Here is a 21,445-nt window from a genome sequence, read left to right as displayed (position 1 = left end):
GCGTCGCGGCGTCACACGATTGGCTCCCTGGTCGTCGTTTCACCACACTGCACAACCGATTTGCGCGTAATGTCCCCCACGCGCCAATGGGTGGCATAGCGCGTCAAAGGATCGCGCGTCAAGAACAGGAGACCTCCTATGTCCACGACCGACGTCCTTGTGGTCCGAGGCAAGAAGCTCGCAGCCGGTGCGGGCGCACTGACCATGGCTGTCGCCCTGGGGGCGACGCTGCTCGCGGCGGCTCCGGCGCAGGCGTCCCCGCAGCCGCAACCGCACTCGCAGCCCCCTTCGCAGTCGCAGCCCCCTTCGCAGTCGCAGCCGCCGTCGCACTCGCAGCCCCCATCGCAGTCGCAGCCGCCGACGCAGAGCGACCTCGGCGGACCGTACGGCACCGTCACCGCCTCGCGCGGCATCTACGAGCGGACGGCTCCGAGCACCGACGCCCCCAACAAGGGCTTCCTCCGCAACCGTGAGGGGGTCACCCTGGAGTGCAAGGTCCGTGCCCAGAGCATCCGCGGCAACGACGTCTGGTTCCAGGTCCGCGAGCACCGCTGGGTGTCCGGCAAGTACGTGTCCAACAACGGCTACGTCAAGTACTGCAAGGACGTCCAGCGCAACCGCAGTCAGGACGACGGGGCGCGGCACGCCGGCTGAGCCACGGCCACCGAGGAGGCCCGGCGCGGTACCGCGGAGGTGCCGCGCCGGGCCGTTGTGTGCCCCGGCCGTCCGGCCGCCGCCCTTCCGTATCGCTGGAACACGTTCTACTGTGCCCCTCGACCTGGAATCCGACGGACCGTCAGGACGAACGGGAGGGGCCGTGCACCTCGAATACACCCCGGAGCAGCAGCAGTTGCGCGCCGAGCTGCGCACCTACTTCGGCGAGCTGGTGCCGGACAACGCCTACGCCCGGTACGCCGAGCCGGCCGACCGGAAGCGCTTCTACCGCGAGACGGTGCGCCGGCTGGGCGCGGACGGCTGGCTCGGGGTCGGCTGGCCCAAGGAGTTCGGCGGGCGCGGGATGACGCCGATGGAGCAGTTCGTCTTCTTCGACGAGGCGGCGCAGGCCGGGGTGCCGCTGCCGCTGATGGCGCTGAACACCGTCGGCCCGACGATCATGCAGTTCGGCACCGACGAGCAGAAGGCGTACTTCCTGCCCAGGATCCTCTCCGGCGAGATCGACTTCGCGATCGGCTACAGCGAACCGGACGCCGGCACCGACCTGGCGGCCCTCAAGACCCGCGCGGTGCGCGAAGGCGACGAGGAGAGCGGCCATTACGTCGTCAACGGCCAGAAGATCTGGACGACCAACGGCGACACCGCGGACTGGGTCTGGCTGGCCGTCCGTACCGCGCCGGTGACCGACGGCGTCCCGCCGCACAAGGGCATCACCATGCTCCTGGTCCCCACCGGCGACCCCGGCTACTCCTGCACCGTGATCAACACCCTCGCCTCGCACGACACCACCGCCAGCTACTACGAGAACATCACCGTCCCCGCCACCCGCCGGGTCGGCCGGGAGAACCAGGGCTGGCGGATCATCACCAACCAGCTCAACCACGAGCGGGTCACCCTCGCCGCCCACGGCACCATGGCCATCCGCGCGCTGCACGACGTCCAGCGGTGGGCGGCCGGGACCAAGCTCGCCGACGGCCGCCGGGTCATCGACCTGGCCTGGGTCCGCGGCCGGCTGGCCCGTACGCACACCCGGCTGGACGCCATGAAGCTGCTGAACTGGCGGATGGTCGACGCGCTCCAGCGGGGCGCGCTGACCCCGCAGGACGCCTCGGCGGTCAAGGTCTACGGCTCCGAGGCCCGGCGGGACGCCTACGCCTGGCTGATGGAGGCGGTGGGCGCGGCCGGTCCGCTCAAGGAGGGCTCGGCCGGCGCGGTGCTGCACGGCGAACTGGAGCGCGGCTACCGCTCCGCCGTCATCTTCACCTTCGGCGGCGGCAACAACGAGATCCAGCGCGAGATCATCTCGTGGATCGGCCTCGGGATGCCCCGCGTACGGCGCTGAGACGGTAACGGGAGGTGCGGTGATGGCGGGTGAGGAAGGGCTCTTCGGCCCGCGTTCGGTGACCTGGCAGCTGCACGGCGACCCGATGATGTGGATCGCCGGAGTCCGCGCGCTGTACCTCCAGGCGCTCCATCCGCGCGCGGTGCGCGGGGTCACCCAGAACTCGGCCGCCTTCCGCATGACCGGGCGGGGCCGGCGCGACGCCTGGGGCCGGCTGATGCGGACCGCGAACTTCGTCGGGACGGTCACGTACGGGACGACCGGCGACGCCGAGCGGGCCGGCGCCGCGGTCCGCCGGATCCACCGCCGGCTGACCGCCACCGACCCGGCCACCGGCGAGCGTTACCGCGTCGACGACCCCGCGCTGCTGCTCTGGGTGCACTGCGCCGAGGTGGACTCCTACCTCCAGGTGCTCCGCCGCTCCGGCTACCCGGTCGGCGACGCCCAGGCCGACCGGTATCTGTGCGAACAGCGCGCCAGCGCCCGGCTCGTGGGGCTCGACCCGGAGGAGGTCCCCGGCGACCGGGCCGCGCTGGCCGCCTACTTCGCGCGCGTACGGCCCGACCTCGCGCTCACCCCGGAAGCCCGGCTGATCGACGGCTTCCTGCGCCGCCCGCCGACTCCCGCCCCGCTCGTCCCGGTCCGCGCCCTGCTCTGGCGCCCGGTGGCGGACCTGGCGTACGGGGCGCTGCCCGCCTACGCCCACCGGCTGTACGGCCGGCCGGCGCCGCCCCCCGCCGCCGTCCCCCGCCGGCTGCGCGCCACCGGCCGGCTGCTGCGCGCCGTTCCACCCACCCTCCGCTGGCAACTGCCGCCGAAGCACATCCTGCGCGCGGTGGCGCGGCTCGGCCCCGGTACCCGGCCAGGGCCCTACAAGCTCCGCGGTTCCGCCGCCATACTGGACGGGCAGGGCACTCAGGGGGATCCACGCGGCTGAACGCGGGGGCGGGGGCGGCGATTCAGGATGGCGGAGAACAGACTGATCCAGGGGCGATACCGGCTGCTCGACATCATCGGGCGGGGCGGCATGGGGGAGGTGTGGCGGGCCCGCGACGAGTCGCTGGGCCGCCAGGTCGCGGTCAAGTGCCTCAAGCCCATGGGCCAGCGCCAGGAGCCCGGCTTCCTGCGGGTGCTGCGGGAACGCTTCCGCCGGGAGGCCCGGGTCGCCGCCGCGCTCCAGCACCGCGGCATCACCGTCGTCCATGACTTCGGCGAGGACGGCGGCATCCTCTTCATCGTCATGGAGCTGCTGAACGGCCGCAATCTCAGCCAGTTGCTGGACGACAACCGGCGCCAGCCGCTGCCCGTCCCGGACCTCGTCGAGATCGCCGAACAGGTCACCGCGGCGCTCGCCTACACCCACGAACAAGCCATTGTTCACCGCGATCTGAAACCGGCGAACATCGTCCGCACCACCGACGGCACGGTCAAGATCTGCGACTTCGGCATCGCCCGCCTCGGCCACGACATCGGCTTCACCGCCCGGCTCACCGGCACCGGCGTCGCCATGGGCAGCCCGCACTACATGTCGCCCGAGCAGATCGGCGCCGGCACCGTCGACCACCGCAGCGACCTGTACTCCCTCGGCTGCGTGCTCTACGAAATCGCCACCGGCGCACCGCCGTTCGCCCAGGGCGACGCCTGGGCGGTGCTCGTCGGACACCGCGACACCGCCCCCGAGCCGCCGCGCAGGACACGCCCGGACCTCCCCGAGGCGTACGAGCGGATCGTCCTGGACCTGCTCGCCAAGGAGCCGGACGACCGCCCCAGGGACGCCGACGAGCTGGCCAAGCGCCTGGCCGACGCCCGCCATCCGCGCGCCGTCCGGGGCCCCGGCGGCGGACCCGGGGACGCCACGGTGCCGACCCCGCGGCTGCCCGCCTGGACACAGGGCATCACCGCCGGTTCCCCGGCCGCCGGCGCCCGGCCGCGCCGCCGCCCGGCCGCGGACCGGGCCGCCGCGGTCCTCACCGACGCCTGGACCGTCGGCGGCGACCCGCAGCGCGGCGAGTCGTCCCCGGCCGTCGGGCTCGTCCAGCCGGCACCGGCCGACGGCCACCACGCCACCCTCGCGGCGCTCGCCGACCGTCTGGAGAGCGCCCGGCAACTGGCCGGTCTCGGCCGGCACTTCGAGGCGCACCAGCTCTTCACCGAGGTGCTGGCCGGCCGGGAGCGCACCCTGGGCCCCGACCACCCCGACACGCTCGGCTGTCGCCACCACCTCGCGGTCGGCCTCGGCCGGCTGGGCCGGCTGGAGGACAGCCGGACCACCGCCCGCGAGGTGGCCGCCGCCCGCGCCCGGGTGCTCGGCGCGCACCACCCGGACACCCTGGCCAGCCGCTTCCAACTCGCTGCTGTGACGGCCCAGTTGGGTGCCTGGCCGGAGGCGCTGCGGACGTACCGGGAGGTGGCCGCGGCGCGCGCCGAGTCGCTCGGCCCGGACCACCCGGACACCCTCGCCGCCCGCTACGAGGTCGGCATCTGCCTGGGCCGGCTGGGCCGCAGCGCGGAGGCCCTGACGCACTACCGCGAGCTGGTGGCGGCCCGCACCCGCGCCCAGGGCGCCGACGACCCGGAGACGCTGCGCGCCCGGCACGGACTCGGCGTCAACTACGGCCGGCAGAACCGCTGGGAGGAGGCGCTGACCGAGGCCCGCCAGGTGACCGCGGCGCGCGCCCGGGTGCTGGGCGCCGACCACCCCGACACCCTGGCCAGCCGCCGGGAGACCGCCGTGGCGCTCGGCCGGCTCGGGCGCTGGGGCGATGCGCTGGAGGTGTACCGCCAGGTCGCCGACGCCCGCGAACGGGTCCTGGGCCCGGCCCACCTCGACGCGCTCGCCAGCCGCGGCGACCAGGCCCAGTGCCTGGAGCAACTGGGGCGTACGGACGAGGCCGCGGCCCTCTACCGCCGGGTCGCACAGCTGCGCCAGGAGCGCGTACGACGCCGGCGGTAGCGGGCCTGTTGACGGGCCGTCAGTGCGGGGTGACCCGGTAGAGCACCGTGCCGTGCGGCGGGATGTTCCGGGCGATCACGTCCCGGCGGGTGGCCACGGTGCGGCCGGTGACCAGGTCCCGCAACCGGTACGAGCCGGCCTCCGGCAGCCCCGCCGCGCCCGCCGTGATGGACAGCGTGCGGGCGGTCTTGCCCGAGTTGAACAGCGCGATCGCGTGGTCGCCGTTCTTCAGCGGCTTGGCCAGCACCACGCCGTCGCCGTCCTGCTGCACGATGTGCCCCTGGACGCCGAGCGGGTCCTGGTCGACGGCGATGATCTCGCGGTTGCCCAGGATCGCCCGGGCCTCGGGGGAGAGCTTCCCGAGGTCCGTACTGGAGATCAGCGGTGCGGCCATGATCGCCCACAGCGACATCTGGCTCTGCATCTCGGACCGCGACAGCCCCGCGTCACCGACCAGCAGGAAGTCGGGGTCGTTCCAGCGTCCGGGCTGCTGGAGGTCGGCCAGATTGGCGTTGTAGCGGAAGTTGAAGACGATGGACGCCCACTTCTTGGCCGGGGTGCTCTGCTGCACCGCGATGTCCGCCCCGCCCCGCCACAGGTTCCCCAGCTGCGCCGACCAGCCGATGACCTGGTGCCAGACCTTGTCCCCGTTGTACTGGAAGTAGGCGGGCGCGGAGATGGAGAAGGTGATGGGCCGTCCGGTGGCCCGCAGCGCCCGGCTCTGCTGGCGGTACAGGTCGTGGTACACCTGCTCCTTGCTCTGCCCCTTGGGCACCGGCACATTGCAGCCGTCGGCCTTGAGGTAGTCGACCCCCCAGCGCGCGAACAGCTTGGCGTCCTGGGGGAAGTGCCCCAGACTGCCCGGGTACTTGCCGCAGGTCCGCGTGCCGACGTCCTCGTAGATGCCGAACTTGAGGCCCATCCTGTGGAGCTGCTGGCCGAGGTAGGCCATGCCGTGCGGGAACTTCGCCTTGTCCGGCAGCAGTTCACCTTTGGGGCCGCGCTTCTTGGCCATCCAGCAGTCGTCGACGGTGACGGTGCGGTAGCCCCTGTGGGCCAGCCCGCTGCGTACCAGGGCCCGCGCGTTGCCCAGGACCACCTGCTCGCTGACGTTGCACATGTAGTACGACCAGTTGTTCCAGCCCATCGGGGGCGTCGGGGCCAGGTTCGGGTACTGGCCGTCGTGCTGAGGACCGGATGCGCGGGCGGCGGAGGTCGGTGCGGTGGCGGCGAGCAGTCCCGCCGAGCAGGCGGCGACGGCGGTGAGTCCGGCGAGGGTGCGGCCGATGCGGGATACCGACGGATGGGACACGGGTCACCTCACGTGGTGGGTGGGACGGCCTGGTCGAACGGCCGTCGAAGCGGTCCAGTGGCGGCGCACGGCCGGACGCTAGGAGCACGTTCCGGTCCGGTCAAGAAGCCGCACCGACCGGATCGGGGCATTCAGCCGCGTGGGCCTGGCGACCGCGATCACCGCGTGCTACCAAGGGGCATGCCGGAACGGACTTCGTATGACGCGGTCGTCGTCGGCGGCGGGCACAACGGACTGGTGGCCGCCGCCTATCTCGCGCGCGCGGGGCGCAGCGTGCTGGTGCTGGAACGGCTGGACCACACCGGTGGGGCCGCCGTGTCGACGCGGGCCTTTTCCGGGGTCGACGCCCGGCTGTCCCGCTACTCCTACCTCGTCAGCCTGCTGCCGCCGAAGATCGTGCGGGACCTCGGGCTGCGCTTCGCGGTCCGCAAGCGCACCGTCTCCTCGTACACCCCCACCGTCCGCGGCGGCCGGCCCACCGGTCTGCTGGTCGGCGGCGGCCCGGACCGCACCCGTGCGTCCTTCGCCCAACTGACCGGATCGGACCGTGAGTTCGCCGCCTGGCAGCGCTTCTACGACACCACCCACCGGCTCGCCGGCCGGGTCTTTCCCACCCTCACCGAACCGCTGCCCACCCGCGCCGCGCTGCGCGCCCGTATCGACGACGACGCCACCTGGCACGCCCTCTTCGAACGCCCCCTGGGCGAGCTGATCGAGGAGACGTTCGACGACGACCTGATCCGCGGGGTGGTCCTCACCGACGCCCTCATCGGCACCTTCACCACCGCCCATGACCCGTCACTCCGTCAGAACCGCTGCTTCCTCTACCACGTCATCGGCGGCGGTACCGGCGACTGGGACGTCCCGATCGGCGGGATGGGCGCGCTCACCGACGAACTGGCCGACGCGGCCCGCCGGGCCGGCGCGGAGATCGTCACCAGCTGCCCGGTGACGGCCGTCGCCACCGACGGCCGCACCGCGGAGGTCACCTGCGACCAGGGCACCATCGGGGCCCGCCGCGTCCTGGTCAACGCCGCCCCCCGGGAACTGGCCCGGCTGCTGGGCGAGTCGGAGCCGCCGCCCGCCGAAGGCGCCCAGCTCAAGGTGAACATGCTGCTCACCCGGCTGCCCCGGCTCCGGGACACCGGCGTCGACCCGCGCGAGGCCTTCTCCGGCACCTTCCACATCGCCGAGGGATACGGCCAGTTGGAGACCGCCTACCGGCAGGCCGCGGCCGGTGAGCTGCCCGCCGCACCGCCCTCGGAGATCTACTGCCACTCCCTGACCGACCCCTCCATCCTGGGCGCCGACCTGGTCCGCCGGGGCCACCACACCCTCACCCTGTTCGGCCTGCACACCCCCGCCCGGCTCTTCGCGTCCGACACCGCAGCCGCGCCGGCCACCCGCGACCGCCTGCTCGCCGCCACCCTCGCCCAGCTGGACGCGCACCTCGCCGAGCCGCTCGCCGACTGCCTGGCCCGGGACGCCGAGGGCCGGCCCTGCATCGAGGCCCGCAGCCCGCTCGACCTGGACCGCGAACTGGGCCTGCCCGGCGGCAACATCTTCCACCGCGAGCTGGCCTTCCCGTACGCCGACGAGGAGGGCGCCGCCGGCGACGCGCCGGCCCGCTGGGGGGTGGCGACCGGGCACGCCAACGTCCTGCTCTGCGGCGCGGGCGCGGTCCGCGGCGGGGGAGTGAGCGGGATCCCGGGGCACAACGCGGCGATGGCGGTGCTGGAGGAGGGGTAGGGCGACTCCGACCCCGGGTGCCGGGCCGTTGGGAGTCCGGATTTTCTGACGGGGCATCAGGAAGCCTCTTCCCTCGTACCGCCCGCTGCGGCATCCTTCGCCCATGCAGACGGAGCTGAGCAACGCGCTGGGAATCGAGCACGCCGTCTTCGGGTTCACGCCCTTTCCCGCGGTCGCCGCGGCGATCACCCGGGCCGGCGGGTTCGGGGTGCTCGGCGCGGTCCGCTACACCGCGCCCGGTGAACTGGCCCGCGACCTGGACTGGATGCAGGAGCACACCGGCGGACTGCCCTACGGCCTCGACGTCGTGATGCCCGCCAAGAAGGTGGCAGGCGTCACCGAGGCCGACGTGGAGGCGATGATCCCGCCCGGGCACCGGCGGTTCGTCGACGGGATCCTGGCGAAGTACGACGTGCCGCCGCTCGCACCGGGGGAGGCGTCGGGCTGGCGGATCACCGGCTGGATGGAACAGGTCGCCCGCAGCCAGCTCGACGTCGCCTTCGACTACCCGGTCAAGCTGCTCGCCAACGCCCTCGGCCCACCGCCCCCGGACGTCATCCGGCGCGCCCACGACCACGGCATACGGGTCGCCGCACTGGCCGGCAGCCCCCGGCACGCGCTGCACCACAAGGCCGCCGGCATCGACATCGTCGTCGCCCAGGGCTACGAGGCCGGCGGCCACACCGGCGAGATCGCCACCATGGTGCTCACCCCCGAAGTCGTGGCCGCCGTCGACCCGTTGCCGGTACTGGCCGCCGGCGGCATCGGCACCGGCGAGCAGATCGCCGCCGGACTCGCCCTCGGCGCCCAGGGCGTGTGGCTCGGTTCGATCTGGCTCACCACCGAGGAGGCGGAGCTGCACTCCCGGCGACTGACCGCGAAACTGCTCGCCGCCGGCCCCGGCGACACCGTCCGCTCCCGCGCCCTGACCGGCAAACCCGCCCGCCAGCTGCGCACCGCGTGGACCGACGCCTGGGACGGCCCGGACGGCCCCGGCGCCCTTCCGATGCCGCTCCAGGGCCTGCTGGTCGCCGAGGCCAACTCCCGTATCCAGCGGCACGAGGTCGAGCCGCTGCTCGGCACCCCGGTCGGCCAGATCGTCGGCCGGATGAACAGCGAACGCGGCGTCCAGGCCGTCTTCGACGACCTCACCCGCGGCTTCGAGCGGGCCATCGACCGCGTCAACCGCATCGCCGGCCGCGCCTGATCCGCCGATCCGCCGACCGCCCGAGGAGAACGACGTGAGCGTCGCACTCGCGGCCGCTCAGCCGCAGACAGTCACGAAAGCCGCACCGCTGCGCCGCGAGGGCGGAGAAGCGAGCAGAAGGGCACTGCCATGACCGACACCCCCAACGGCTTCTGGGCCCAGGCCACCGCCGACCCCGGCCGGACGGTGCTGATCGCCCCGGACGGCGAGGAGTGGACCGCCGGCCGGCTGCACGCCGCCGCCAACCAGCTCGTCCACGGGCTGCGCGCGGCCGGGCTGGAGCGCGGCGACGCGTTCGCCGCCGTCCTCCCCAACGGCGTGGAGTTCTTCACCGCCTATCTCGCCGCCTCCCAGGCCGGCTTCTACCTCGTCCCCGTCAACCACCACCTGGTCGGCCCGGAGATCGCCTGGATCGTCGCCGACTCCGGAGCCAAGGTGCTGATCGCCCACGAGCGGTTCGGGGCGACGGCCCGGGAGGCCGCCGACGAGGCCGGCCTGCCGGCCGGGCGGCGGTACGCCGTCGGCACCGTCGCCGGCTTCCGTCCCTACTCCGAACTCCTCGGCGGGCAGCCGGAGTCCGCCCCCGCCGGACGCACCCTGGGCTGGGTGATGAACTACACCTCGGGCACCACCGGACGCCCCCGCGGCATCCGCCGCCCGCTGCCCGGCAAGCCCCCCGAGGAGACCTACCTGGGCGGCTTCCTCGCCATCTTCGGCATCCGGCCGTTCGACGACAACGTCCATCTGGTCTGCTCGCCGCTCTACCACACCGCCGTACTCCAATTCGCCGGCGCCTCCCTGCACATCGGCCACCGCGTCGTCCTGATGGACAAGTGGACTCCCGAGGAGATGCTGCGCGCCGTCGACCGGCACCGCTGCACCCACACTCACATGGTCCCGACCCAGTTCCACCGGCTCCTCGCGCTGCCGGAGGCGGTGCGGTCGGCGTACGACGTGTCCTCGATGCGGCATGCCGTCCACGGCGCCGCGCCCTGCCCCGACCACGTCAAACGTGCCATGATCGAGTGGTGGGGCGGCTGCGTCGAGGAGTACTACGCGGCCAGTGAGGGCGGCGGTGCCTTCGCCACCGCCGAGGACTGGCTGAAGAGGCCCGGCACGGTCGGCCGCGCCTGGCCCATCAGCGAACTCGCCGTCTTCGACGACGCCGGAAACCGGCTGCCCGCCGGTCAACTCGGCACCGTCTACATGAAGATGAGCACCGGCGGATTCTCCTACCACAAGGACGAGGGCAAGACCCGGAAGAACCGCATCGGCGACTTCTTCACCGTCGGCGACCTCGGCTTCCTCGACGAGGACGGCTACCTCTTCCTCCGCGACCGCAAGATCGACATGATCATCTCCGGTGGGGTGAACATCTACCCCGCCGAAATCGAAGCGGCCCTGCTCGCCCACCCCGCGGTCGCCGACGCCGCCGCCTTCGGCATCCCGCACGACGACTGGGGCGAGGAGGTCAAGGCGGTCGTCGAGCCCGCCGAGGGGTATCCGGCGGGACCGGCGCTCGCCGCCGAGATCCTCGCCCACTGCGAGCGCCTGCTGGCCGGCTACAAGCGCCCGCGCTCGGTCGACTTCACCGACGCCATGCCCCGCGACCCCAATGGCAAGCTCTACAAGCGGCGGCTCCGCGCCCCGTACTGGGCCGGCCGGGAGCGCGCCGTGTAGCCGCCCCGGGCGGAACCTCCCGGTTCCGAACCGGGCGGCACGGGCCGCGCGCCGCCACCCGCCCGGTGCCTTGACCCGCCCCCGGTCGCGCCCCAGGATCGCCGCATGACGCGAGCGCGGAGCAACACGGTCGACGGAGTCCTGCGGCGCAGCGCCCGGCGGGTGCCGGAGCGGACGGCGGTGCGCTACGGAGCGCGGAGCTGGACCTATCGCGAACTGGACGCCGCGGTCAGCGCCGCGGCCCGGGTGCTGCGGGCGGCGGGACCACGGCCCGGCGACCGGGTGGCCTCCTACGGGCACAACTCCGACGCGTATCTGATCGGCTTCCTGGCCTGCGCCCGCGCGGGACTCGTGCACGTACCGGTCAACCACGGCCTCACCGGCGAGGACCTGAACTACCTCCTGACCCAGTCGGGCAGCGCGCTGGTGCTCACCGACCCGGCGCTGGCGCCCCAACTATCCGAATCCGTACGCGCGATGCCGCTGTACGGCGCGCCCGACGGGCTGCTGGAGCGGATCGCCGGGGCGTCCGGCGCACCGGACGAGGAGCCCGCCGAGGACCTCGGCGAGTTGCCCGCCGCCGGGTCCGGTGACAGCCTCGTCCAGCTGCTCTACACCTCGGGAACCACCGCGCTCCCCAAGGGCGCGATGATGACCCACGGCGCGCTGGTGCACGAGTACACCAGCGCGATCGTCGCCCTCGACCTCAAGGAGAGCGACCGTCCGGTGCACTCGCTGCCCCTCTACCACTCCGCGCAGATGCATGTGTTCCTGCTGCCCTATCTGGCGGTCGGCGCGGAGAACACCATTCTCGACGGACCCGACCCGGAGCAGATCTTCGACCTGGTGGAATCCGGCCTGGCGGACAGCCTGTTCGCGCCGCCGACGGTCTGGATCGCGCTCGCCGGCCACCCCGGCTTCGCCGTCCGGGAGCTGAGCGGGCTCCGCAAGGCGTACTACGGGGCGTCGATCATGCCGGTGCCCGTTCTGGAGCGGCTGCGCGCCCGGCTGCCGGGACTGGCGTTCTACAACTGCTTCGGGCAGAGCGAGATCGGGCCGCTGGCCACCGTCCTCGGCCCCGACGAGCACGAGGGCCGGATGGACTCCTGCGGGCGCCCGGTGCTGTTCGTCGAGGCGCGGGTGGTCGACGAGGAGGGCCGGGAGGTGCCGGACGGCACCCGGGGCGAGGTCGTCTACCGCTCGCCGCAGCTGTGCACCGGCTACTGGGACAAGCCGGAGGAGACCGCCGAGGCGTTCCGGGACGGCTGGTTCCACTCCGGGGACCTGGCCGTCCGGGACGCCGAGGGCTACCTCACGGTGGTCGACCGGGTCAAGGACGTGATCAACTCCGGCGGCGTCCTGGTCGCCTCGCGCCAGGTGGAGGACGTGCTCTACGAGCATCCGCAGGTCGCCGAGGTCGCGGTCATCGGGCTGCCGGACGAGCGCTGGATCGAGGCGGTGACCGCGGTCGTGGTCCGGCGCACCGGAGGTGCGGACGGGGCGGGCGGTGCGGACGCTGTGGGCGGGGCCGAGGGGAACGGCGTGGTGGGGGAGGCGGAGCTGATCGCGGCGGCCCGCGCCCGCCTGGCGCCGTTCAAGGCCCCCAAGCGGGTGGTGTTCGTGGACGAGCTGCCGCGGAACGCCAGCGGCAAGGTGCTCAAGCGCGAGCTGCGGGAGCGGTTCGGCACTCGCTGAGCGGCGCGCGAAGGGCGGTTGTCAGTGCCCGCTGCGATGCTGGGAACCGGTAACTGACCACCGCGTGATCGGAGCACCTCTGATGCTGACGACCCACTTCGTCCCGGGCTCGCCGAACTGGCTCGACCTCGGCGCCCCCGACGTCGACGCCGCCGCGACCTTCTACTCCGCGGTGCTCGGCTGGACCTTCCAGTCGGCCGGTCCGGAGGGCGGCGGCTACGGCTTCTTCCAGCTCGACGGCAAGACGGTCGGGGCGGTCGGCCCGCTGACGGAGGAGGGCGCGAGCCCGGCCTGGACGCCGTACTTCCACACCACGGACGCGGACGCCACCTGCAAGGCGGTGGAGCAGGCCGGCGGCCGGGTCCGGGTCCCGCCGATGGACGTCTTCACCGCCGGCCGGCTGGCCATGCTCACCGACCCGACGGGCGCCGACTTCGCCGTCTGGCAGCCGGGCGAGGTCAAGGGCCTGGACGTGGTCATGGAGCCCAACACCCTCTGCTGGACGGAGCTCTACACCACCGACGCCGCCGCGGCCAAGGAGTTCTACGGCTCCGTCTTCTCCTGGAGTTACCGGGACATGCCGATGGGCGGCGGCCTGGTCTACAGCCTCGCCTCCGCACCCGGCGCCGGACAGGGCGACGACACCGCGCACGGCGGCATCATGCAGCTCCAGCAGGTGCATCTGGACGCCGGCTCGACGTCCGAGTGGCACCCGTACTTCGGCGTCACCGACTGCGACGCCACCTTCAACACCGCCGTCCAGCACGGCGCCACGCCGCTCATCGCCCCGATGGACACCCCCGGCGTCGGCCGGCTGGCGATGCTGACGGATCCGGCCGGCGCTCCCTTCGCCATCATCAAGGGGGACCCGACGATGACCTGACGACGACCTGACGTCACCCGTCCCGGCGGGCGTCCACGATGCGCTTGAACTTCCCGACCGAGCGCTCCAGCGTCTCCGGATCGACGATCTCGACGGCGACCGTGACCCCGATGCCGTCCTTCACGCCGCGGGCGATCCGGCCGGCGGCGGCCGTCCGGTCGTCCGCCGTGGCGCCCGGCCGGGCCTCGGCCCGTACGGTCAGTCGGTCCAGCCGGCCCTCGCGGGTCAGCCGGAGCTGGAAGTGCGGGGCGATGCCGGGGGTGCGCAGCACGATCTCCTCGACCTGCGCGGGGAAGAGATTGACCCCGCGCAGGATGATCATGTCGTCGCTGCGTCCGGCGATCCTCGCCATGCGGCGGAAGGCCGGGCGCGCGGTGCCGGGCAGCAGCCGGGTCAGATCCCGGGTGCGGTAGCGGATGACCGGCATGGCCTCTTTGGTGAGGGAGGTGAAGACCAGCTCGCCGTGCTCGCCGTCCGGGAGCACCTCGCCGGTGATCGGATCGACGACCTCCGGGTAGAAGTGGTCCTCCCAGATGTGGAGGCCGTCCTTGGTCTCCACGCACTCCTGGGCGACGCCGGGCCCCATGACCTCCGACAGACCGTAGATGTCCACGGCGTCGATCGCGAACCGCTCCTCGATCTCCCGGCGCATCTCCTCCGTCCAGGGCTCGGCGCCGAAGATGCCCACCCGGAGCGAGGTCGTGCGGGGGTCCACGCCCTGCCGCTCGAACTCGTCCAGCAGGGTCAGCATGTAGGAGGGCGTCACCATGATGATCTCCGGGCGGAAGTCCTGGATGATCTGCACCTGGCGGGCGGTCATCCCGCCGGACGCCGGCACGACCGTGCAGCCGAGCCGCTCCGCGCCGTAGTGCGCGCCCAGCCCGCCGGTGAACAGCCCGTATCCGTAGGCGATATGGACGGTGTGGCCGGGGCGCCCGCCGGCCGCGTGGATCGACCGGGCCACCACATCCGCCCAGTGCGACAGATCGCGCTCCGTATAGCCGACGACCGTCGGGCGCCCGGTGGTGCCGCTCGACGCATGGAGGCGGCGCACCTCGCTCCTGGGGACGGCGAACATCCCGAACGGATACCGCGCCCGCAGATCGTCCTTGACCGTGAACGGGAAGCGCGCGAGATCACCGAGCGAGCGGCAGTCCTCGGGCCGCACGCCCGCCCGGTCGAAGGACTCCCGGTAGAAGGGGACGTGCTCGTACGCGTGCCGCAACGTGGCCTGGAGCCGGGTGAGTTGGCGTGCGCGCAGGGCGTCCGAAGAGAGCCGCTCGGCCTCATCGAACCCGCTGACCTGTCCGGACGTCCCGCTGCCCGCAGCCGCCTGTGGCATGGAGTCTCACCGCCTCGTGTCCCTACCGATCATTCGGTAGCCGCATGCGGATCCAAGTAATCAGCGCGCGGCGACCGCGTCAAGGGGCGTGCCACGAGCAGCCTCCGGGTAGCGTCCCGGGCATGGGTGACGTACAGAAGGTGCAGGTAGGTGACGTCCAGCTGGCATACCGGGTGTGGGGACAGGAGGACGCGCCGCCGGCCGTGCTGCTGCACTGCCTCGGCGAGGACGGCGAGGACTGGCGCGGCGTGGTCGGCCGGCTCGCCGGCACCCACCGGGTCTTCGCCCTCGACCAGCGGGGCCACGGCCGCAGCGACTGGCCGGGCGAGTACGGCTTCGCGCGCTGGCGGGACGACGCGATCGGCTTCGTCGAGACGCTCGGCCTCGGGCGCGTGACGCTCATCGGCCACTCCCTCGGCGCCACCACGGCCCTCCTGTTGGCCGCGCACCGCCCGGACCTGGTGGCCCGCCTGGTGGTGGAGGAGGCCGCGCCGCCGCTCCCCGCCGATCCGCCGCAGCAGCTGCCCGAGCCCCCGCCGGGCCCGGCGGCCTTCGACTGGCAGGCGAAGGCCGCAGTGGTGGCGGAGCGCAACGCCCCCGACCCCCGGTGGTGGGACACCCTCGACCGCATCACCGCCCCCACCCTCGTCATCGCCGGCGGCCCCACCAGCCACATCCCGCAGCAGCACCTCGCCGACCTGGCCGCCCGCATCCCCGGCGCCCGTCTGGTCACCGTCGAGGGCGCCGGGCATCTCGTCCACGAGGAGCGGCCGGGGGAGTTCCTGGCGGCGGTGGCGTCGTTCCTGGCGGGGTGCGAGGCACACTGACAGCCGGTCGGGCGGCGTGGCCGGCCGGCCCGGTGGCATCCCGTACCCCGGCCGGGCCGTAGCTCCTGTCGTCGAACTCCCGCCTGCCGGGCGGGCGGACGACGGGAGTTCGACGACAGGACCTAGGCTTCATCTGCCCGCACGCCTCCCGCGGTTTCGAGAAAGGCCGACCGTGCAGCTGACCTCCTCCCTGGGCCGTACGTTGCTCGCCGGTGCCACCGCGGTGGCGCTGTTCGCCGGGGCCGGTGGCGCCGTCGCGGCGCCGTCCGCCGCGCCCGGCGGGAGTACCCCGGCCGCGACCGCCGGCGCCCCGGCCGCCCGTACCGCGCCCGCTCCGTACGACCGGCTGCGGCCCCTGGCCGCGCTCTCCGAGGAGCGGCTGGCCACCGCCGATGCGGTGGCCGCGGCGAAGTGGGGGACCGGCGGCCCGATCGACGATCCGGTGCGCGAGCGGCAGGTGCTGGCCGCGGTGGTACAGCAGGCCCGGCGGCTGGGCACCGACCCGGAGGCGACGGTGCGGATCTTCCGGGACCAGATCGAGGCGAGCAAGGTGGTGCAGCGGGGGCTGCACCGCCGGTGGGTCGCGGACCCGTCGCAGGCGCCGACCGGCCGGCCGGATCTCGCCCGGGTCCGCAAGGAGATCAACCGCGTCAACGGCGAGCTGGTGCGGGCCATCGCCGCGTCCCCGCAGGCGCGTTCGGCCCCGGGGTGCGTGCCGTGGCTCGCGGTGTCCGCGGTGCGGATCGGCCATCAGCACCACGTGGACCTGCTGCACGCGGCCGGGCTGGCCCGGTCGCTGCGGTCGGTCTGCGCGGGCTGAGCCGGCGGCGCCCGCCCCGGCCCTCACACCCCCCGCTCGCCCGACACCACGGCCCTCGCCCAGCGGTAGTCCGCCTTGCCGCTGGGCGAGCGCTGGATGCGGTCGGTGAAGACGACATCGCGCGGGATCTTGTAGCCGGCGAGCCGGGCCCGGCAGTGGGCCTGGATTCCCGCGGCGTCCAGCACGTCCGCCCCGTCGCGGAGTTGGACGACGGCCGCGACGCGATGTCCCCAGCGTTCGTCCGGAACGCCCGCCACCAGCGCGTCGTAGACATCCGGATGGGCCTTCAGGGCCTGCTCCACCTCCTCCGGATAGACCTTCTCGCCACCGGAGTTGATGCACTGCGAACCTCGGCCCAGGACGGTGACGACGCCCTGGTCGTCGACGGTCGCCATGTCGCCGAGCAGCACCCACCGGTCGCCGTGCGCCTCGAAGAACGTCTCGGCGGTCTTGGCGGGGTCGTTGTAGTAGCCGAGCGGCACATGGCCGCGCAGTGCGATACGGCCCGGCTCGCCGACCGCCACCGGCTCGTGGGTGGCCGGATCCACCACCGCCGTACCGGAGTTGACGTTCAGCCGGAACCCCTTCCGCGGCCCCGAGTCGTCGGTCGCGGTGCCGTTGAAGCCGGATTCGGAGGAGCCGAAGTTGTTGAGCAGCATCGCGTGTGGAACGAGTGCGGCGAACTGGGCGCGCACCGTCTCGGAGAGGATCGCGCCGGAACTGCTGACGCTGAGGAGGGAGGAGCAGTCCGTCCCCTTGAGGGGGCCGCCGAGCGCGTCGACGAGGGGGCGCAGCATCGCGTCACCGACCAGCGAGACGCTGGTGACCCGCTCCCGCGCGACGGTGCGCAGGACCTCTTCCGGTACGTACTTGCGGTGGATGACGACCTTCTGGCCGAAGTGGAAGGCGATGAACGCGGTGAGCGTGGAGGTGCCGTGCATCAGCGGCGGCGTCGGGAAGAAGACGAGGCCGGCGCCGCCGGCCGCGACCCGCTCGGCCAGTTCCGCGGGGCGCTCGACCGGCTCTCCGGTGGGTGCGCCGCCGCCCATCCCGGAGAAGAAGATGTCCTCGTGGCGCCACATCACGCCCTTGGGCATGCCGGTGGTGCCGCCGGTGTAGATGACGATCCGGTCGTCGGCGGAGCGGGGGCCGAAGCCGCGCTCCGGCGAGCCGGCCGCCTCGGCGTCCGCGAGCGCGACGGGGGCGGGCCGCGGCTCGGGGGCGCCGGGGGGCGGGGTGCCGACCCGGACCAGATGCCGCAGCTTCGGGGCCCGCGGCAGGGCGGCGGCGACCCGTTCGGTGAACTCCGCGTCGAAGACCAGTGCCACCAGGTCGGCGTCGCGGTAGAGGTAGACCAACTCCTCCTCCACATAGCGGTAGTTGACGTTCACCGGTACGGCGCGGATCTTCAGGCAGGCGTAGACGGCCTGGAGGTACTCGATGCCGTTGTAGAGGTGCAGCCCGACGTGGTCGCCGGGGCCGATGCCCCGGTCGCCGAGGTGGTGGGCGAGGCGGTTGGCGGCGCGGTCGAGCTGCGTGTAGGTCAGCCGCCGCTCCGCGCCGGTGCCGGGATGGTCGAGATACACCAGCGCCTCGCGGCCCGGGACCGTGTCGACGATCGACTCGAAGAGGTCGGCAAGGTTGTACTCCATGTCTCCTCCAGATCGTGCGGGCATCGGCCTGGCGGTCATTAGAGCGCCGCCGGAAGGAGCAGGGAAGGGCCGCGGCGAAGAAAGCTGACTGCACGTCAGAAAAGCCTTGAAGTCGCCGTGCCGCTACTGCAACCTGTTCTCGTCGTGAGACGGGAGGACGCAATGGGCGGGACCGAACGACCCTCGACCACACCGCGACCGCAGCGGGCCGAGGACACCGAACACCTCACCGTGGAGCGCGTCGGCGCGACACTGGTACTCACCCTCAACCGGCCGGAGGCCCGGAACGCCCTCTCGCTGCCGATGCTGGTGGGCCTGTACGACGGCTGGCTGGCCGCCGACGAGGACGACGGGATCCGGTCGATCGTGCTGACCGGCGCCGGCGGCACCTTCTGCGCCGGTATGGACCTCAAGGCGCTGGCCGGCGGCGGAATGGTCGGCGAGCACCACCGCGAACGGCTGCGCGCCGACCCGGATCTGCACTGGAAGGCGATGCTCCGGCACCACCGCCCGCGCAAACCGGTCATCGCCGCCGTCGAGGGCCACTGCGTCGCCGGCGGTACCGAGATCCTCCAGGGCACCGACATCCGCGTGGCCGGCGCGAGCGCCACGTTCGGGCTCTTCGAGGTCCGGCGCGGGCTGTTCCCGATCGGCGGCTCCACCGTCCGCCTGGCCCGCCAGATCCCGCGCACCCACGCGCTGGAGATGCTGCTCACAGGGCGGCCGTACCCGGCGCCCGAGGCCGCCCGCATCGGGCTGATCGGCCATGTCGTGCCCGACGGCGGGGCGTTGGCGAAGGCGCTGGAGATCGCCGAGCAGATCAACGCCTGCGGACCGCTCGCCGTCGAGGCCGTCAAGGCGTCCGTGTACGAGACCGCCGGGATGACCGAGGACGACGGGCTCGCCGCCGAACTCGCCCGAGGCTGGCCGGTGTTCGACACCGCCGACGCCAAGGAGGGCTCCCGCGCCTTCGCGGAGAAGCGCCCGCCCGTCTTCCGGCGCGCCTGACCCCCCACAGACCGAGGAGTCCGCATGTCAGAGGTCCTCACGGCGCCGCTCGTCGTGGAATTCCCGTTCACCCGCTCACTGGGACCGGTCCAGAGCGCCTTCCTGACCGGGCTGCGCGAGCGCCGCGTGCTCGGAGTCCGGGCGACCGACGGGCGGGTGGTCGTACCGCCCGTCGAATACGACCCGGTCACCGCCGACGAGATCCGCGACCTGGTCGAGGTCGGCACCGGCGGCACGGTCACCGCCTGGGCGTGGAACCCGTCCCCGCGCCGCGGCCAGCCCCTCGCCACCCCCTTCGCCTGGGTTCTGGTCCGGCTCGACGGCGCCGACACCGCCCTGCTGCACGTCCTGGACGCCCCCGGCCCCGACGCCGTACGCACCGGTATGCGGGTCCGCGTCCGCTGGGCCGCGGAGCGTACCGGCGCGATCACCGACATCGCCTGCTTCGAGCCGGCGGCGGATGACCGGACGGGCGATGAGCGTCAACCATCCCCGTACTGCGGGGAGTTCGACGACCCGCTGACCGGCATCACCACCCCGGCCCGACTCGACTACACCTACTCGCCCGGCCGCGCCCAGTCCCGCTACATCCGCGCCCTCGCCGACCACAGGACCATCGGCGAACGCTGCCCCTCCTGCCGCAAGGTCTACGTTCCGCCCCGCGGTGCCTGCCCCACCTGCGGCGTCGCCACCGGCACCCAGGTCGAGGTCGGCCCCCGCGGCACCGTCACCACCTTCTGCATCGTCAACATCAAGGCCCGCAACCTCGACATCGAGGTCCCCTACGTCTACGCCCATATCGCCCTGGACGGCGCCGACCTGGCGCTGCACGCCCGGATCGGGGGGATCCCGTACGACCAGGTCCGGATGGGGCTGCGCGTCGAACCGGTGTGGACCGAGGGCGCCCGACACCCCGACCACTACCGGCCCACCGGCGAGCCGGACGCCGACTACGACAGCTACAAGGAGCTGATCTGATGCCCGAGCCAGCGCGTGAACCGGCGCGGGAACCCGTCCGGAAACCGGCGCCCGGACCGGTCCGGGAACCGGCGCGGGACGTCGCCGTCGTCGCCTTCGCGCAGAGCGAGCACGTCCGCGACAGCGCGGCGACCTCCGAGGTCGAGATGCTGATGCCGGTACTCCACGACGTCCTGGCGCAGACCGGACTGCGTGCCCGGGACATCGACTTCACCTGCTCCGGATCCTCCGACTACCTCGCCGGCCGGGCCTTCTCCTTCACCATGGCCCTGGACGGCGTCGGCGCCTGGCCGCCGATCTCCGAATCGCATGTCGAGATGGACGGCGCCTGGGCGCTCTACGAGGCGTGGGTGAAGATCCTCACCGGCGAGGCCGACACCGCACTGGTCTACGCGTACGGCAAGTCCTCGCCCGGCGACATCCGGGAGGTCCTCACCCGCCAGCTCGACCCGTACTACGTCGCCCCGCTGTGGCCCGACTCGGTGGCGCTCGCCGCCCTCCAGGCCCAGGCCCTGATCGACGCCGGGCTCACCGACGCGCGCGAACTGGCCGGGATCGGCGCGCGCAGCCGGGGCGGCGCGGACGCCGATCCCGGCCGGCAGGTCGTCGGCCCGCTGCGCACCGGCGACTGCCCGCCCGTCGTCGACGGTGCCGCGGCCGTCGTCCTCGCCGCCGGGGACACCGCCCGCCGGCTCACCGACCGCCCCGCCTGGATCCGCGGCCTGGACCACCGCATCGAGGCCCACGGCCTCGGCGTCCGCGACCTCACCGACTCCCCGTCCACCCGGCTCGCCGCGGAGCGCGCCGGCGCCTTCGAACGCCCCGTGGACACAGCGGAGTTGCACGCCCCGTTCGCCTCTCAGGAGGTCGTCCTGCGCCGCGCACTCAAGCTCGACGGATCGCGGAGCGCGCACGTCCGCATCAACCCGTCCGGCGGCGCGCTCGCCGCCAACCCCGTCATGGCCGCCGGCCTGATCCGGCTCGGCGAGGCCGCCGCCCGCATCCGGCGCGGCGAGTCGGACCGGGCCCTGGCACACGCCACCTCGGGCCCGTGCCTCCAGCAGAACCTGGTCGCCGTCCTCGAAGGGGACCCGCGGCCGGGCACCGGCGGACAACACAAGGAGGGGCAGTGAGCAAGGAGCCCGTGGCCGTCGTCGGCATCGGCCAGACCAAGCACGTCGCCGCCCGCCGTGATGTCTCCCTCGCCGGACTGGTGCGCGAGGCCGCCCAACGCGCCCTGGCCGACGCCGGGTTGCACTGGGCGGACATCGACGCCGTGGTCATCGGCAAGGCCCCCGACTTCTTCGAGGGGGTGATGATGC

The 21,445-nt window shown here is 73.2% G+C and carries 17 protein-coding genes and 1 pseudogene; 15 read left to right on the top strand and 3 right to left on the bottom strand.

All coding sequences use genetic code 11. The annotated features are described in order from the left end of the window. Positions 1 to 138 precede the first annotated feature (138 nt). The 4 genes from RZ84_RS05820 to RZ84_RS05805 all read left to right on the top strand — a co-directional run bounded on the left by RZ84_RS05820 (position 139) and on the right by RZ84_RS05805 (position 4,970). Entirely contained in the window at positions 139 to 654 is a 516-nt protein-coding gene (locus RZ84_RS05820; RefSeq protein ID WP_043263368.1) for an SH3 domain-containing protein, read from the top strand. Positions 655 to 817: 163 nt separating this feature from the next. Continuing rightward, positions 818 to 2,017: an acyl-CoA dehydrogenase family protein gene (locus tag RZ84_RS05815; protein WP_043263367.1), complete on the top strand. Its 1,200-nt coding sequence runs from the start codon at positions 818 to 820 to the stop codon at positions 2,015 to 2,017. Between the two features lie 22 nt (positions 2,018 to 2,039). Beyond that, on the top strand, positions 2,040 to 2,954 hold the full coding sequence (locus tag RZ84_RS05810) for an oxygenase MpaB family protein (protein ID WP_043263366.1): 915 nt from the start codon (positions 2,040 to 2,042) through the stop codon (positions 2,952 to 2,954). A gap of 27 nt (positions 2,955 to 2,981) precedes the next feature. Continuing rightward, the gene (locus RZ84_RS05805) at positions 2,982 to 4,970 is read left to right on the top strand and encodes a serine/threonine-protein kinase (RefSeq protein WP_043263365.1); all 1,989 of its coding nucleotides are present in this window, start codon (positions 2,982 to 2,984) and stop codon (positions 4,968 to 4,970) included. A 19-nt stretch (positions 4,971 to 4,989) separates the two neighbouring features. Here the strand turns inward: RZ84_RS05805 and RZ84_RS05800 are convergent, their stop codons facing one another. Further along, positions 4,990 to 6,282 (bottom strand): glycoside hydrolase family 27 protein, encoded by a 1,293-nt coding sequence (locus RZ84_RS05800; RefSeq protein ID WP_043263364.1) that lies wholly within the window; start codon positions 6,280 to 6,282, stop codon positions 4,990 to 4,992. 180 nt (positions 6,283 to 6,462) lie between these two features. On the opposite strand from RZ84_RS05800, the gene RZ84_RS05795 reads away from it, so the two are divergent. The 5 genes from RZ84_RS05795 (at position 6,463) to RZ84_RS05775 (ending at position 13,496) form a co-directional block, all read left to right on the top strand. Further along, entirely contained in the window at positions 6,463 to 8,031 is a 1,569-nt protein-coding gene (locus tag RZ84_RS05795) for a phytoene desaturase family protein (protein ID WP_043263363.1), read from the top strand. Positions 8,032 to 8,134: 103 nt separating this feature from the next. Continuing rightward, the gene (locus RZ84_RS05790) at positions 8,135 to 9,238 is read left to right on the top strand and encodes an NAD(P)H-dependent flavin oxidoreductase (RefSeq protein WP_043263362.1); all 1,104 of its coding nucleotides are present in this window, start codon (positions 8,135 to 8,137) and stop codon (positions 9,236 to 9,238) included. Between the two features lie 129 nt (positions 9,239 to 9,367). Further along, positions 9,368 to 10,918, top strand: a complete 1,551-nt coding sequence (locus RZ84_RS05785) for an acyl-CoA synthetase (protein WP_043263361.1) — start codon at positions 9,368 to 9,370, stop codon at positions 10,916 to 10,918. 105 nt (positions 10,919 to 11,023) lie between these two features. After that, positions 11,024 to 12,613: a fatty acyl-CoA synthetase gene (locus RZ84_RS05780; protein WP_043263360.1), complete on the top strand. Its 1,590-nt coding sequence runs from the start codon at positions 11,024 to 11,026 to the stop codon at positions 12,611 to 12,613. An 82-nt stretch (positions 12,614 to 12,695) separates the two neighbouring features. After that, a complete protein-coding gene (locus RZ84_RS05775; protein WP_043263359.1) occupies positions 12,696 to 13,496 on the top strand; it encodes a VOC family protein in 801 nt (266 codons plus the stop codon). A gap of 13 nt (positions 13,497 to 13,509) precedes the next feature. Here the strand turns inward: RZ84_RS05775 and paaK are convergent, their stop codons facing one another. Next, positions 13,510 to 14,838 carry a phenylacetate--CoA ligase PaaK gene (gene paaK / locus RZ84_RS05770; protein ID WP_043263358.1) on the bottom strand — a complete coding sequence of 443 codons (1,329 nt, stop codon included), beginning with the start codon at positions 14,836 to 14,838 and terminating at the stop codon, positions 13,510 to 13,512. 122 nt (positions 14,839 to 14,960) lie between these two features. Here paaK and RZ84_RS05765 point away from each other — a divergent pair, with 122 nt between their 5' ends. Next, positions 14,961 to 15,665 carry an alpha/beta fold hydrolase gene (locus tag RZ84_RS05765; protein WP_043263357.1) on the top strand — a complete coding sequence of 235 codons (705 nt, stop codon included), beginning with the start codon at positions 14,961 to 14,963 and terminating at the stop codon, positions 15,663 to 15,665. A gap of 172 nt (positions 15,666 to 15,837) precedes the next feature. After that, positions 15,838 to 16,485 carry a gamma subclass chorismate mutase AroQ gene (gene aroQ, locus RZ84_RS05760; protein WP_043263356.1) on the top strand — a complete coding sequence of 216 codons (648 nt, stop codon included), beginning with the start codon at positions 15,838 to 15,840 and terminating at the stop codon, positions 16,483 to 16,485. A 23-nt stretch (positions 16,486 to 16,508) separates the two neighbouring features. Here the strand turns inward: aroQ and RZ84_RS05755 are convergent, their stop codons facing one another. After that, positions 16,509 to 18,137: an acyl-CoA synthetase gene (locus tag RZ84_RS05755; RefSeq protein WP_043263355.1), complete on the bottom strand. Its 1,629-nt coding sequence runs from the start codon at positions 18,135 to 18,137 to the stop codon at positions 16,509 to 16,511. Between the two features lie 162 nt (positions 18,138 to 18,299). Here RZ84_RS05755 and RZ84_RS05750 point away from each other — a divergent pair, with 162 nt between their 5' ends. The 4 genes and pseudogenes from RZ84_RS05750 to RZ84_RS40705 form a co-directional block, all read left to right on the top strand. Next, on the top strand, positions 18,300 to 19,145 hold the full coding sequence (locus tag RZ84_RS05750) for a crotonase/enoyl-CoA hydratase family protein (RefSeq protein WP_052229798.1): 846 nt from the start codon (positions 18,300 to 18,302) through the stop codon (positions 19,143 to 19,145). Between the two features lie 24 nt (positions 19,146 to 19,169). Beyond that, positions 19,170 to 20,123 (top strand): Zn-ribbon domain-containing OB-fold protein, encoded by a 954-nt coding sequence (locus RZ84_RS05745; protein ID WP_043263354.1) that lies wholly within the window; start codon positions 19,170 to 19,172, stop codon positions 20,121 to 20,123. Continuing rightward, positions 20,123 to 21,256, top strand: a complete 1,134-nt coding sequence (locus RZ84_RS05740) for a thiolase domain-containing protein (RefSeq protein WP_052229797.1) — start codon at positions 20,123 to 20,125, stop codon at positions 21,254 to 21,256. The genes RZ84_RS05745 and RZ84_RS05740 overlap by 1 nt, the downstream gene beginning before the upstream one ends. Continuing rightward, positions 21,253 to 21,445 (top strand): annotated as a pseudogene (locus RZ84_RS40705) (thiolase domain-containing protein); the annotation flags it as partial. The gene RZ84_RS05740 and the pseudogene RZ84_RS40705, both read left to right, overlap by 4 nt.

This window comes from Streptomyces sp. CT34 (genome assembly GCF_000805335.1).
Classification (GTDB): domain Bacteria; phylum Actinomycetota; class Actinomycetes; order Streptomycetales; family Streptomycetaceae; genus Streptomyces.
Note: the sequence above shows the minus strand (reverse complement) of the source record. Positions and strands in the feature narration are given on the sequence as shown.